Annotated in this window: 12 protein-coding genes; 6 read left to right on the top strand and 6 right to left on the bottom strand. The window is 54.2% G+C overall.

Going from position 1 to position 12,849, the window contains the following annotated elements; genetic code table 11:
* Nucleotides 1-33: 33 nt before the first annotated feature.
* The 4 genes from FH603_RS19835 to FH603_RS19820 are packed head-to-tail and all read left to right on the top strand — an operon-like array spanning nucleotide 34 to nucleotide 3,583.
* On the top strand, nucleotides 34-894 hold the full coding sequence (locus FH603_RS19835; RefSeq protein WP_186739441.1) for a DUF58 domain-containing protein: 861 nt from the start codon (nucleotides 34-36) through the stop codon (nucleotides 892-894).
* Between the two features lie 2 nt (nucleotides 895-896).
* Nucleotides 897-1,883 carry a hypothetical protein gene (locus FH603_RS19830; protein ID WP_186739440.1) on the top strand — a complete coding sequence of 329 codons (987 nt, stop codon included), beginning with the start codon at nucleotides 897-899 and terminating at the stop codon, nucleotides 1,881-1,883.
* Between the two features lie 4 nt (nucleotides 1,884-1,887).
* The gene (locus FH603_RS19825) at nucleotides 1,888-2,973 is read left to right on the top strand and encodes a VWA domain-containing protein (RefSeq protein WP_186739439.1); all 1,086 of its coding nucleotides are present in this window, start codon (nucleotides 1,888-1,890) and stop codon (nucleotides 2,971-2,973) included.
* A gap of 4 nt (nucleotides 2,974-2,977) precedes the next feature.
* Nucleotides 2,978-3,583 carry a ribonuclease HII gene (locus FH603_RS19820; protein WP_186739438.1) on the top strand — a complete coding sequence of 202 codons (606 nt, stop codon included), beginning with the start codon at nucleotides 2,978-2,980 and terminating at the stop codon, nucleotides 3,581-3,583.
* Nucleotides 3,584-3,650: 67 nt separating this feature from the next.
* Here the strand turns inward: FH603_RS19820 and FH603_RS19815 are convergent, their stop codons facing one another.
* Nucleotides 3,651-4,058 (bottom strand): hypothetical protein, encoded by a 408-nt coding sequence (locus tag FH603_RS19815; RefSeq protein WP_186739437.1) that lies wholly within the window; start codon nucleotides 4,056-4,058, stop codon nucleotides 3,651-3,653.
* Nucleotides 4,059-4,085: 27 nt separating this feature from the next.
* Nucleotides 4,086-4,613, bottom strand: coding sequence for a nuclear transport factor 2 family protein (locus FH603_RS19810; RefSeq protein ID WP_235985235.1), 528 nt, complete (start codon nucleotides 4,611-4,613; stop codon nucleotides 4,086-4,088).
* Nucleotides 4,614-4,732: 119 nt separating this feature from the next.
* On the opposite strand from FH603_RS19810, the gene FH603_RS19805 reads away from it, so the two are divergent.
* Nucleotides 4,733-5,749 carry an AraC family transcriptional regulator gene (locus FH603_RS19805; RefSeq protein WP_186739436.1) on the top strand — a complete coding sequence of 339 codons (1,017 nt, stop codon included), beginning with the start codon at nucleotides 4,733-4,735 and terminating at the stop codon, nucleotides 5,747-5,749.
* Nucleotides 5,750-5,804: 55 nt separating this feature from the next.
* On the opposite strand, the gene FH603_RS19800 is transcribed toward FH603_RS19805, so the two are convergent.
* Nucleotides 5,805-8,000: a 3-hydroxyacyl-CoA dehydrogenase NAD-binding domain-containing protein gene (locus tag FH603_RS19800; protein WP_186739435.1), complete on the bottom strand. Its 2,196-nt coding sequence runs from the start codon at nucleotides 7,998-8,000 to the stop codon at nucleotides 5,805-5,807.
* A 42-nt stretch (nucleotides 8,001-8,042) separates the two neighbouring features.
* On the opposite strand from FH603_RS19800, the gene FH603_RS19795 reads away from it, so the two are divergent.
* Nucleotides 8,043-8,258, top strand: a complete 216-nt coding sequence (locus FH603_RS19795) for a hypothetical protein (protein WP_186739434.1) — start codon at nucleotides 8,043-8,045, stop codon at nucleotides 8,256-8,258.
* 411 nt (nucleotides 8,259-8,669) lie between these two features.
* Here the strand turns inward: FH603_RS19795 and FH603_RS19790 are convergent, their stop codons facing one another.
* The 3 genes from FH603_RS19790 to FH603_RS19780 all read right to left on the bottom strand — a co-directional run bounded on the left by FH603_RS19790 (nucleotide 8,670) and on the right by FH603_RS19780 (nucleotide 12,827).
* Nucleotides 8,670-9,878 (bottom strand): acetyl-CoA C-acetyltransferase, encoded by a 1,209-nt coding sequence (locus FH603_RS19790; protein WP_186739433.1) that lies wholly within the window; start codon nucleotides 9,876-9,878, stop codon nucleotides 8,670-8,672.
* A 237-nt stretch (nucleotides 9,879-10,115) separates the two neighbouring features.
* Nucleotides 10,116-11,348: a DUF1501 domain-containing protein gene (locus FH603_RS19785; protein ID WP_186739432.1), complete on the bottom strand. Its 1,233-nt coding sequence runs from the start codon at nucleotides 11,346-11,348 to the stop codon at nucleotides 10,116-10,118.
* A gap of 36 nt (nucleotides 11,349-11,384) precedes the next feature.
* Nucleotides 11,385-12,827 carry a DUF1800 domain-containing protein gene (locus FH603_RS19780; protein ID WP_186739431.1) on the bottom strand — a complete coding sequence of 481 codons (1,443 nt, stop codon included), beginning with the start codon at nucleotides 12,825-12,827 and terminating at the stop codon, nucleotides 11,385-11,387.
* Nucleotides 12,828-12,849: the final 22 nt, after the last annotated feature.

The following is a 12,849-nucleotide window of genomic DNA, read 5'->3' as shown; positions in this document are numbered from 1 at the left end:
TTGCTTCTTAAAAAAATATAACGCCCGTTTGGTATGGACGAGTTCTTGGCCCGGCTTCGCAATTTCGACATTCGTATCCGTAAAGCGGTCAACTCGCAGATGCGTGGCAGCTTCAGGTCGGTATTTAAAGGAACAGGGCTCGAATTTAGTGATTTACGGACGTATCAGTATGGTGACGACGTGCGGGCCATCGACTGGAACGTATCGTCCAAAGGACACGGTACCTTTGTCAAGGTGTTTCGGGAAGAGAAAGATCAGACGGTTTTTTTTGTAGTCGATGTGAGTGCATCCCAGCAGGTTGGCCCGCGCCACCGCGATAAGCTGGATGCAACCAAAGAGATATGCGGGGTGCTGGCCCTGTCGGCCATCCGGGAAGCCAGCCACGTTGGATTATACTGCTTCTCCGACCAGAAGGAAAAATATATTAAACCGGCAAACGGCCTGAAAACCGGCTACCAGCTGATCATGAGCCTGTTTAAACTGGAACCCCAGTCGGGCCGGACGAACATTGCCGATGCCATACTCTTCACCCTTAACTGCCTCAAACGCCGGAGCGTGGTTATCCTGCTGTCCGACTTTATCGATCAGCAGTATGAGCATAACCTGAAAGCGCTGGCTAAAAAACACGATCTGGTCGTTATCCATCTCTATGACCAGCGGGAGGTAAATCTGCCTCGTCTGGGAATTATTCCCGTTCATGATACCGAAAGTGGCCGGACAGTTTGGGTAAACACCTCGTCGGTGTCGTTTCGGACCGGGCTACGCGATACCTTCCGCCACAATCAGACCCGGCTGGAGCAGCTTTGTCGGCAGTTGAATGCTAATTACCTGGCGCTCGATTCGCAGGAAGATTTTGTGCCTAAACTAATCGACCTGTTCCGGGTGAGAAAATAAGCATGAAACGAATAGCGCCTGTCTTATTGATGATCGTGAGCGTACTGACGGTATGGGCACAGCCACCCGCCCCGCCGACGCTGGTAGGCCGCTTTTTGACGGATAGTATCGATATTGGCCGCCCGTTTCAGTACTCCCTTACCTACCGGCACGCAGCAACGGCCGATCTGCTCTTTCCCGATACGACGGGTCAATTTTCACCGTATCGGGTCGAGAAAGTTGCCGTGTTCACAACCCGTACGAGCGGTACCGGTCCGGGGGCCATTAGTGTCGACAGTGCTGTTTATACGCTCGTATCATTTGAAATCGACTCGATCCAGTTGCTGCGGGTGCCTGTTCGCCTGATCAATGCCGCCGACTGTACCGATTTGTTTACCGATATAGACACCGTCTTTCTACGGTCGCAACTGCATCCCGTAACGGCCGATCCAATGGCACCGTTATCGTACACGCTGGCCACCGAAACGACACTGGCTCCCTTACAGCAGCAGTTCAACTATCCGCAGTTTGGCCTGTTTGTGGCTGGCCTGCTGCTGTTGTCTGGTTTGTTATATGGTGTTTTTGGACGGATTATCCGTCGACAGTGGCGTTTGTACCAGCTCAACCGACGACACAGCCGGTTTCTGCGGGAGTTTAACGGGCTCACTCAGGGTATCAGCGCCGATACGGCTGCCGAAACGGCCAACCAGGCAGTTATCAGCTGGAAAACTTACCTGGAAAAAATCGAGCGTCGGGCCTATTCATCACTGACAACGTCCGAAATTGCCGAGCGCGTGAGCGACGAACGGGTCACCAATGCGCTCCGCGAAGCTGATCTGATGATTTATGGTGGTGCTTTTTCTGAGCAGTCGGTAACAGCGTTGCGGGTGCTGAGTGATGTGGCCACCCAGCGATACCTCTATCAGCGGGCCGATTTACAGGTATCAGCTGGTCGGCCGGCCGATACGGATAACCAACCTGACACGGCTGAATCGCCGGTATCTCCCTAACCGTATGGCTCCCTGGTATTCATTTCACTGGTTCATGCCATCGCAGTGGACGCAGTTTCACATCGCAAACCCGCTGGCGCTGACGCTGATCCCCGCCATTGTGCTGCTGTTCGTGCTGCGGTACTATGGGCATCGCCGTTCTCAGCAGCGGCTCAATATATCGCTGGAGCCAATGCGCCCGTCGCCGGGGCAGAATAACCGCGCCCGGACGATCAGCCGCCTGCTAAATGGATTTCGGTATATGCTGCCCATCAGCGTTTTTATCGGCATCGCCTTCGTGCTGGCGGCTCTGGCGCGGCCTCAAATCATCCGGGAGCAGCGTGAAGAAGAGTCGGACGGAATCGATATCATGCTGGCCATGGATGTTTCGGAGTCGATGACGGAGGCCGACCTGCCACCTACGCGACTGGCTGCGGCCCGACGGCTGGCGCAGACGTTTGTCGACGGCCGTAAAAGTGACCGGATTGGTCTGGTTATTTTTGCGGGGGAGGCCTTCTCGCTCTGTCCGCTTACCACCGACTATGCGCTGGTGAAACAGTACCTGGGCGACCTGAACGCGCAGATGATCCGTACGTCGGGTACGGCCATTGGCGATGCGCTGGCCCGGTGTATCAACCGGATGCGCGATGCGCCCGGCGCACCGATCGACACCACCCAGACTCAGGAGCCTGCTGAGCCGCAGAGCCGGGAACGCAGTAAAATCATCATTCTGCTAAGTGACGGTGATAATACGGCCGGTAATCTGGACCCTATTACGGCCGCACGTCTGGCAAAAGCATTCAATATCCGGATTTATACGGTTGCCGTAGGTCGGGTTACGCGCTCTGAAACGGCCGCGTCGACAGTAGACGAGGGGGTTCTGAAGACCATTGCCACGATCGGTACCGGTAGCTTTTTCCGGGCTACCGATGCCCGGCGCCTGCGGGCCGTTTTCGCACAGATCGACCGGCTGGAGCGGGCACCCGTTCGTATTCGGGTATATGAGGATATTCAGGACTACTACCGGATCTATTTATACTGGGGCGTTTCGTTCCTGCTGTTCGCCCTGATGCTGAAAATTACCATTTTTGGAAACGTGCTGGAAGATTGATCCCATGCTGAAACCCTATTATAATGCCGATGTTATCGAAGCCGGCCTCGACGAAGTAGGCCGGGGGTGCCTGGCTGGCCCGGTAGTAGCCGCAGCCGTTATCCTGCCCCGCGATTATAGCCATCCGTTCCTCAACGACTCTAAACAGCTTAGCGCGAAGCAGCGGAAGGCCGTCAAGATCGATATTGAGCGCGACGCACTGGCCTGGGCTGTCGCTGAGGTGTCGCATGAACAAATTGACGAGATCAACATTTTGAAAGCTAGCTTTCTGGCCATGCACCGCGCAGTCGATCAACTTATGATAGGGGTAGACCACGCCCGGCCTGGCGTGGCCCGGCCTGAGCATTTATTGGTTGATGGGAACCGGTTCGTTCCTTATCCCATGATTCCGCATACCTGCATCGTCAAAGGCGATACTCACTACCTGTCCATCGCTGCCGCGTCGGTGCTGGCCAAGACCTACCGCGATGACTTGATGGAACAACTCGGTGAGGAGTTCCCAGCCTATGGCTGGGCGAAAAATGTGGGGTATCCAACGCCCATTCATCGAGCGGCTATCCGCGAATTTGGGCCAACGAAGTACCACCGTATGAGTTTCCGGCTGCTGTGAAAAGTCAAAAGCGCTCATTCGATGAATAGTCACTCATCGAATGAGCGTTTTTGACTGATTTGCTGCGTTAGACGGCTGATGGATGATTCAGTTGCGCGGATCGGTTTTGCTCACGAAGACCCGTCAACTGAAAGGCAATCAGCAACGCCAGCACCAGCATATCCATAGCAACCAGTTCTTTCGTCAGGGCTGAAACGGCCGTATCAGTCAGGCGCGTAGCCAGAAAAATTAGCAGGAGCGTTTCTACGCCAATAATGAGCCGGATCAACCCTTTGCGCATTTCTTTCTGCAGTACAACGTAGGTCGATACGCCCGCCAGAATCATGAGTTCGATGCCCAGCATAATAGGTTTCCCTGCCGATACCTCGTTTATGATGGGCTGTTTGTCACCCAGGAAGAATGCCAGGAACGCGCCTACTTCGGCAAAAGCGACGGTTGCCCATAATGATCTCCGTAATCCAATTGTCCTGTTCATACATGTACTGGTTTAAAACGTGATTGATTAATTGAGCCAGAAATTGTCTTCCTGCTCCAGGTCGGCTGAGAAAATGGTAGCGTTGACGATCTGCCCGTTTTTTACGGTGTAGACATCGATATTGTCGACATCCAGTATGCCGCCGTTCGACTGCATGGCTTTCCAGTGGAGCAGGCAGGCAACCTGATTCCCATTGACTGCAAGCGTTTTTACATCGGTTAGCCGGAGCGATTTCTCCGACGCTTCGACCATACCGCCAACTAGTTTGAAGACATCGGCCCGGGATGTTTTTTGCCCGGCAAACCGGTTCTTACCCGGCTGGTTCCATGTTACATCCGGGTGTAGCGACAAAGCCAATACGTCGTGATTTCCCTGTTGAATAGCCGTTAGAAACGTGCTGACTACTTCCATAGCTTGTTTTTCCATTGCCGTTGTGTTTTTTGGTTGAGTGATTTTTTGTTGCCGATCCTGATCCACGGTGGTCGGCTGAACCGTTTTCTGCGGAACTTTCGAGCTACTCAGTACTATGAGCAGCGAAATGACGATTGTCTTCATGGCCTTTTTTTGACAAAGGTATTGGGGCCACGTAAGGTGAGTTTTACCCGAATGCGCCAACTCGTTACCCGTTTACGCCACCTTTGATGACAGCTGCATCATTTTTGTATTTTTACGGTATGCACGACTATCAGAAACTATTAGCACTTAGTTTACTGGCCTACGGAGCCCAGAAAAACCTGCCGGTTGAGCAGTTATGCCAGCTCTCTGGTATCGATCTGGAGGAGGTAAAAGCAGACGGACCAATGACCAGCCGCCAACTGGACGATCTGTGGATCAATGCCACCCATCTCAGTGGCGATGTTCTGTTTGGGCTTCACTTTGGGGAATCATTGCAGATTGCTGCGCTTGGGGTGGTGGGTCAGCTGATTCGGAACAGCCATACCATTGGGGAAGCCCTAACCCAAGCCGCTACATTTACCCACCTGCTTACCGATGCGCTGACGATGGAAGTGAAACGGACCAATGCCGGTTTCGCCGTCCAGTTCATTCCCAACCAGACTCGCCAGCGGGCGGCTCCCGCTATGTTTTGCCAACTTATGGACTTCATGATGGCGTTTCTCATCCACGAAGTCGATGGACTCGTGCTCACGCGGATTCAGCCTGATCAGGTTACACTGCCGTCTCAGATTGCTGACTTGACGGAGTATGAACGGGTATTGCGCTGCCCCACCATTCGGGAGGGAGACAAATACGAGCTGACATTTGCGGGTAATTACTGGAATGAGCCGATCCTGTTGGCGAATTACGACCTACAGACGACCTTATTACAGGAAGTCAATGGCGTGGAACGGTCCTACGAAGCGCACCAACGCATGAGCGACCGTATAAAGAGCTACCTACTGGCGAACGCCAATCTGGGTTTGCCGTCGCTGGACGCCATTGCGGGTAATTTTAACCTGAGTCCACGTAGCGTGCAGCGTAAGCTTCAGGAAGAAGGGCTAACCTACCAGCAGGTGGCCGACTCCGTTCGAAAAACGCTGGCAATCCACTTTCTGGAATCGGGTAGGCACCCGACGAAAGAAGTATCCTACATTCTGGGCTATAACGAACTGAGCGCGTTCAGCCGGGCCTTCAAGCGCTGGACGGGGACCACGCCGGGCGGGTATCAGAAAAACCAACGGGGGATTACGTAATAAGCCTGACGGAGCGCTCCGTCAGGCTTTCAAGAGAAAAAATAACGTGATTAACTTAGCTGACTAACTCTTGCGCACCCGCCCGTTCGCGTAGCTTCTCCGTTGGACGGAAACGTTCGCCGTACTGGTCAGCCAGGCGATCGAGGGTTTTGACGAACGTGTCGATGCCTACGAAGTCGACGAATGAGAGCGCACCACCCGTATAGGCCGGGAAGCCCCACGCCAGAATGGAGCCAAGGTCGCCGTCGAGTCTGGTACGGACGACGCCTTCTTCAAAGCAGCGGACCGCTTCGATGGCCTGCCGATACAACAGACGGGTTTTCACTTCATCGAGCGTTGGCTGCTGTTCTGAAACGGGGAACAACTCGGCTAAACCCGGCCATAACGTTTTTTGCCCGCCTTCCGGATAGTCATAGAAACCCGCTTTGGCTTTCTTCCCAATCCGACCCATCTCGTTGAATTTCTTTACCATCTGGTAGGTTGGCTCGTTTTCGCTCATGACGCCTGCCTTAATCGACTCGCTCATCACTTTCAGGCTCAGATCGAGCGCTACTTCATCGTGAACGGCCAGCGGACCAACCGGCATCCCGGCATCTTTGCCACCATTCTCGATCAGAATCGGACTAACGCCGTCTTTGAGCAGTTCCATACCTTCCGACGTGTAGGTTCCGAAACAGCGGGAGGTGTAGAACCCGCGCGAATCGTTGACGACGATGGGCGTTTTCCGGATCTTGCGGGTGTAGTCCATCGCTACCGCCAGCGCATAATCGGAGGTTTGTTTACCCATGATGATTTCCACCAGCATCATCTTGTCGACCGGTGAGAAGAAGTGAATACCGATGAAATTGGCGGGATTCGCCGATGCTTCAGCCAGGCTGCTGATGGGTAGGGTAGACGTATTGGAGCCAAAGATGCCCCGGGCTGGATGGCTCCCGGCTGGATGGCTATTGTTGGCCAGCATTGGTTCAGCTTCCTTCGTAACCGTTGCTTTCAGTTCCTGTTTCTCAAAGACGGCTTCAATGATGAGGTCGCAGCCCTGCATGTCGGCATAGTCGGCGGTGGGTTTGATGAGGTTTAGGATGCCGTCGACCTTGAGCGGGTCAACTTTACCCCGGTCGACGCCTTTTTTCAGCAGTCCCCGCGTGTAATCTTTTCCTTTTTCGGCGGCTTCGACCGATACGTCTTTCAACACAACCTCAATGCCCGCCTGCGCCGATACGTAGGCAATACCCGCTCCCATCATACCCGCGCCCAGAATTCCGACTTTTCTGACGTCAGTTTTGGGCTGGTCTTTGGGACGGCTGGCTCCTTTGTTGGCTTCGTTCATGCCCAGAAACATGGTGCCGATCAGGTTCTTGGCCACTTTCGAGGTCGCTACTTTCACGAAGTGCCGCGCTTCGATCACCAGCGCCCGATCGATGTTGACCTGTAAGCCCTCGTATACCGCACCCATAATTTCGAGCGGGGCGGGGTAGTTGCCTTTAGTTTTATCCATCAGCATGGCTGTACCCGCTCCAAATGTCTGCGCGCCTACTATGCTCTGGATAGCACCACCGGGGATTTTAAAATTGTCCTTACCAACGATCTTGCCGGACTTTCGGTCAATCTCGTCCCACGGTTTCAGGGGTTTGGGCCGGGCGGACGTTCCGTTAGCGTCAATAAAGTCGCGGGCCTGCTGCATCATGTCGGCGGGGGTTTCGGCAATGGCGTCGATCAGGCCCATGTTTTTGGCTTCCTGAACGCCCAGCTTTTTCCCTTCCACCAGCAGCGGCAGTGCGGCCTGAATCCCGATCATGCGGGGTAGTCGTTGGGTACCGCCCGCGCCCGGTATCAGACCAATGGTTACCTCAACGAGTCCGATCTGGGTTTTAGGATTGTTGAGGGCTACCCGATAGTGGCAGGCAAGGCATATTTCATAGCCACCGCCCAGCGCTGTGCCGTTGATAGCAGCTACCGTTGGCTTACCGCTCGTTTCGATGCTGCGAAATACCCGGTTCAGTTCCGAGGACACTTTCAGCATCTCGGCCGGGTCTTTATCATTATTGCGCAGGATCATCTTCAAATCGGCCCCAGCAACGAATTCGGGCTTTTCGGATGTGATGATCAAGCCTTTCACCGACTCATCGGCGAAAGCGCGCTGGAGGGCTTCTTCGAAGGCCGGAATGGATTCGTCGTTGAGGACGTTCATCGGCGATGAGGTCATCGCCCACGAGATAACGGCCACGTTGTTATCGACTGTGTACTTTATCATTGCTTGAGATCTTTTGTCTTTTTACTAAAAAACGTCTTGTTTATGGCAGCCATCCGACTCATTCAAAAGCAAGAAAACGGCCAGATTACTTTTACCGTACCGGATGAGATGCGCAACGAAACGATTATCATCGAGTTTCGACTGGTTCAGGATGAAGAACGAACATCGCTGGCTGAGGTATCGCAGCAATTGTTTAATCAACTTCCTGACACAAACCCAGACTTCGACTGGGAAACACTGAATGTCTATGAGCAGTAAAATATTTCTGGACAGTTCTGTGTTGATCGAGTGGGACAAGAAAACGAAACCCGATTTATACAACACTTGCTCAATAATTTGATTTGTAGATACGATTGCCGCGTTCAACCCCGGTAGGGGTGGCCTGTTAATAGAACTGAACGGTCGAAAAAATGAGCTAGCCCCGTTAGGGGCGACCGAGTTGTTGGCCATTGGTTGTAGCGGTCGCCCCTAACGGGGCTGGATTCAGCTAAACGCTTTCTTTTCTATTAACAGGCCACCCCTATCAGGGCTAACCTTCCAAGCAAATACCTGACAATCAGCAGACTACTTTCAATGCTAGCCATAATCCACGTCAACTAGTCCGTATGAACTGTTCATTAGACCCAGTGAACGTATTCAACTCATCCGTTCGGTCATCGACATAGCGTCTCAATTAACCCGTTCGAAAATCGTTGCGATCCCCATGCCGCCCCCGATGCAGAGCGAAGCCAGCCCGAATTGCTTGCCGGTTCGTTCCAGTTCATCGATCAGCGTGGCCGAAATAATGGCTCCCGTAGCGCCCAGCGGGTGGCCCAGGGCAATAGCACCGCCGTTGACGTTAAGCTGGCTGTGATCGACGCCAAACTCGTCCATGAACAGCATCGGTACAGCCGCAAACGCTTCGTTTACTTCAAACAGATCAATGTCTTTGATGCTCATGCCCGCCCGCTTCAGCACTTTGTGCGTAGCCGGAATAGGACCTGTCAGCATGATGGTTGGCTCCGAACCGACGATGGCGAACGCCTTGATGCGGGCGCGGGGTTTCATGCCTGACATCTCGCCGAATGCTTTGCTGCCAATCAGGACGGCGGCTGCTCCGTCGACAATCTGGGAGGAGTTTCCCGCGTGGTGAACGTGGTTGATCTTGTCGAAACCGGCATATTTGAGCAGGGCAAGGGCATCGAGTCCCATCTGCCCCATGGCCTCGAAAGCGGGCTTCAGTTTGCCCAGGCTCTCGGCTGTCGTGCCGGGGCGTACCCCTTCGTCGCGGTCCAGCACCATAATCCCGATTTCATCCTTGTGGGGCACCAGCGATCTGGCAAACCGGTTGGCAGCCTGTGCTTCAACGGCCCGGCGATATGACTCAGCCGCGAACGAATCCACGTCCGAGCGGGAGTAACCATATTTGGTAGCGATCAGATCAGCAGAAATGCCCTGCGGAACGATATTGTGCCGGGCTACAATCTGGGGGTTCATGAACAGGGCACCACCGTCGGCACCCATCGGCACCCGCGACATACTCTCCACGCCCCCGGCCACGATGGCATCGACCTGCCCCGACATGACGTATGCCCCGGCCATGTTGATGGCTTCCAACCCTGATGAGCAGAACCGGTTCAGCTGTACTCCGGCTACCGATTCGTCATACCCCGCTTCAAGCGCGGCCGTACGGGCAATATCGGCACCCTGTTCGCCAACAGGCGTTACGCAACCCATAATCACGTCGTCGATCAGGCTTGTATCGATCTGATTCCGGTCGCGGAGTTCGCGCAGTACGTTGGTCAGGAGTTGGATAGGCTGCACGTCGTGCAGGGAACCGTCGCTTTTGCCTCGTCCACGGGGCGTTCTGACGGCGTCATAAATGAATGCTTCGGCCATGACTTGTGTCGAAAATTAGTATGCATGCATACGGTTTTTGATGCAACAAAAGTACAGGCAAAATCTGAACGGGGCAATAATTTTGTTTTTATCCGATAGTTTCTTTGCTAAAAGCAAGAAACGGGGGCGCTATGCCCTGCCAGTGGTCCACCAGGTCCCTGGTAGTGGCTATTTACTACGTCGCATACATGCATAAACCAGCCACTATCAGGGTCCTGGCGGAACACTGGCAGGGCATCAAACGAGCCCCAGCGTGTCGAATTTGCGGCCAAGGATAGCTACGTCGTCGGTTTTGAGCCAGTTGCGTAGGAGCGTCGCGTAGATACTGCGGAAGTCGACGGTGTATTTCAGGTCGCCTTCGTCCAGATTGGTGAGGTTGGGTGCTTCGTTGAAGATACGTTGCTGCATACCCGTTGGCAACCCCCCGCCAACCAAAAATACGTTGTTAGCCGTGCCATGGTCGGTTCCATTGCTGGCGTTCTGCTTCACCCGCCGACCAAATTCCGAAAATGTCATCAACAGCACGTCGTTCAGGCGATTGCTGGCTTTCATGTCGCCCATAAACGCTTTGACCGCATCGCCATATTGGCGTAGTAGCCGTTCCTGCTGACCGGGCTGGTTGATGTGTGTGTCGAATCCCGAGATAGAAATATAGTAAACACTGGTACTCACACCCGACTGGATCAACTCCGAAACCGTTTTGAGCCGGTTGCCTAACTCGCTGGCGGGATAGGTGCCGGTGGTAGTATGGACCGCCCCCGCGCCGGACTGCTTCGATTTATCGTATACGTACTCGGCCGAGGAAACCGTTTCGGCCAGGGTCTTATACAGATAACCGACATTGTCATGCGCATGAGCGGGCTTTACCGTGGCCAGGTTTTCGACCAGCCCGCTACGGGTTTGATTGTAAAGTTTCTTTGGGTCAAGGACGGCCAGGCCATTGACACTACTACCTTTGAGAGCCAGGCTGAGCGTATCATCGACTTCAATTGCCAGGTGGGGATGACACGACGATGAACCTGCACAGTTGGCGTCCAGGTACCGGCCGAGCCAGCCCGTTTGCAGGTACTGGTCGGCGTCGCTGGCGGTTTGCCAGATATCCATCGAGCGGAAGTGCGACCGGTCGGGGTTGGGGTAGCCTACGTTGTTGATAACCGTAACCAGTCCGTCGTCATACAGCGATTTAAGCGATTCAAGCGCCGGATTGAACCCAATTTCATCATTGATAGCCAGCACCTTGTCGCGGGCGATGGCCAGGGTGGGCCGCTCGCGGTAATAGATGTCATTGCGGAATGGTACTACGGTATTCAGCCCGTCGTTCCCGCCCGACAGCTGGACGATAACCAGTGTCTTGCCCGAAGCCGGAGCGGCACCCAGTTGGTTCAGTTCGAACGCTTTCAGGAAATGGGGGATGAGCATGGTCCCTGCCGTAGTCAGCGCCGATTGCGTTAAAAAGTCTCTGCGTTTCATCCGTTTGGTATGTTTAGGGTCGTCTACCCGTTAATGTCAGCACAGTTGGTATTCGGGCAGGGCCATGATCGCGGCTGTCAAACTGCGAATCTGTTCACTATGCGTGCTTTCGGGCTTCACTCGTTTCAGAACCAGCGCCCGCTGGGCTGGACCAAGCGGTTGTTGCAGCAGGTAAGCCGCCAGTGCGTCGGGGAGCTTATCGGCTTTTACGTTGTCGAAAGCCTGCTCAAAAGTGGTCCAGGAGACGGTAGCACTCATCTGTCGGTTGCCCCGACGAGCGAGCAGTTCCGTATTTACGTCGCCGTCTTCCTTGGGTTTGATGTTGACCTGACCCGCCTGAAGCAAAATGTTAGGCAACTGCATCCGGAACAGTAAACTCGAACTGTCGATCCAGTTGCGGCCACCCGGCCAACCCGCCACGTTCGGCGGATATAACAACACCTGGCCCAGGGTTCGCTGAATGAACATCACCGACTGTTTCTGTTCGAACGTGATGGACAGCGTATGCTGCATACCCGCCAGTAGCTCTACCGGCGACTTGATCCGATTGCCAATATAGGCTGGCTCGTAGAACCAGTCGGCGGTCAGGATGGTCTCCAGCAGATCGGAAATGTCGTAGCCGCTGCTATAAAAACGATCAGCCAGCGCGTCGATTCGGGGGTTGGTGGCCAAATTGCCAGCCTGATCATCGACCAGAAACCGGTAGAGTTTTTCCGTCACGAACCGGGCGGTTGGTTTCTTCGCCAGCAGCAACCGGATTACGTCTTCACCGACGAAGTTACCCGTTTCGCCAAAAATGGTTTTCGGGCCATCGTCATGCTGATTTTCCCGGAACAGGAACTGACCGTCAGGGCTAAACCCCCAGCCGGTGAAGGCCCGGGCGGCCTGCTTAATGTCGCTTTCCGTATAGTTGCCGCGTCCCAGCGTAAATAACTCCATGACCTCGCGGGCAAAGTTTTCATTGGGGGCATTTTTTCGGTTCTGCTGGTTATTGAGGAATTGTAACATGGCTGGTTCTTTCGATACGCCCATAAGCAAATCGCCGAACCGGCCCAGCGCGTGCTGTCGGATGGTATTGAGGTAATGCTGCATGGCAACCGGATTACGAACCCGGCAGGCAAAGTGACCATGCCAGAACAGGGCCATCTTTTCGCGGAGAGCGTCCTGTCCCGATGCCATTCGTTCGATCCAGAGTCCGTTTAGATCTCGCAAATGCTCCGTGTCGTCTTTGATTTTTTGTCTCAGCATCACCCGGTCCACTGTTCCTTCCCGTACCAGCTTACGGAGCACGGGCCTGTCAACAGGTGACTCACCATCGACAACGGCCAGGGGCGCAAAGGCTTCATGGCTGTGTAGCAGGTCATGCACGACTTTCCGAATAGGCCGGTGGCTCTCACGCTGGATCACAGCTGGCGTAGCGCCAAACCCGGCCCGCCAGAACAAATGCTGAATGGATTGCTGCTTGTCGGCTATTGGCATAAGCGCGGTTGGTTTTGGTATA

Source organism: Spirosoma utsteinense, from assembly GCF_014282275.1.
Taxonomy (GTDB): domain Bacteria; phylum Bacteroidota; class Bacteroidia; order Cytophagales; family Spirosomataceae; genus Spirosoma; species Spirosoma utsteinense.
This window is presented reverse-complemented; position numbering and strand designations above follow the sequence as displayed.

Bases quoted from the DNA above. Each gene is read 5' to 3' on its own strand.
- FH603_RS19835 (WP_186739441.1), top strand. From the start codon at position 34: ATGGACGAGTTCTTGGCCCGGCTTCGCAATTTCGACATTCGTATCCGT.
- FH603_RS19830 (WP_186739440.1), top strand. From the start codon at position 897: ATGAAACGAATAGCGCCTGTCTTATTGATGATCGTGAGCGTACTGACG.
- FH603_RS19825 (WP_186739439.1), top strand. From the start codon at position 1,888: ATGGCTCCCTGGTATTCATTTCACTGGTTCATGCCATCGCAGTGGACG.
- FH603_RS19820 (WP_186739438.1), top strand. From the start codon at position 2,978: ATGCTGAAACCCTATTATAATGCCGATGTTATCGAAGCCGGCCTCGAC.
- FH603_RS19815 (WP_186739437.1), bottom strand. From the start codon at position 4,058: ATGAACAGGACAATTGGATTACGGAGATCATTATGGGCAACCGTCGCT.
- FH603_RS19810 (WP_235985235.1), bottom strand. From the start codon at position 4,613: ATGAAGACAATCGTCATTTCGCTGCTCATAGTACTGAGTAGCTCGAAA.
- FH603_RS19805 (WP_186739436.1), top strand. From the start codon at position 4,733: ATGCACGACTATCAGAAACTATTAGCACTTAGTTTACTGGCCTACGGA.
- FH603_RS19800 (WP_186739435.1), bottom strand. From the start codon at position 8,000: ATGATAAAGTACACAGTCGATAACAACGTGGCCGTTATCTCGTGGGCG.
- FH603_RS19795 (WP_186739434.1), top strand. From the start codon at position 8,043: ATGGCAGCCATCCGACTCATTCAAAAGCAAGAAAACGGCCAGATTACT.
- FH603_RS19790 (WP_186739433.1), bottom strand. From the start codon at position 9,878: ATGGCCGAAGCATTCATTTATGACGCCGTCAGAACGCCCCGTGGACGA.
- FH603_RS19785 (WP_186739432.1), bottom strand. From the start codon at position 11,348: ATGAAACGCAGAGACTTTTTAACGCAATCGGCGCTGACTACGGCAGGG.
- FH603_RS19780 (WP_186739431.1), bottom strand. From the start codon at position 12,827: ATGCCAATAGCCGACAAGCAGCAATCCATTCAGCATTTGTTCTGGCGG.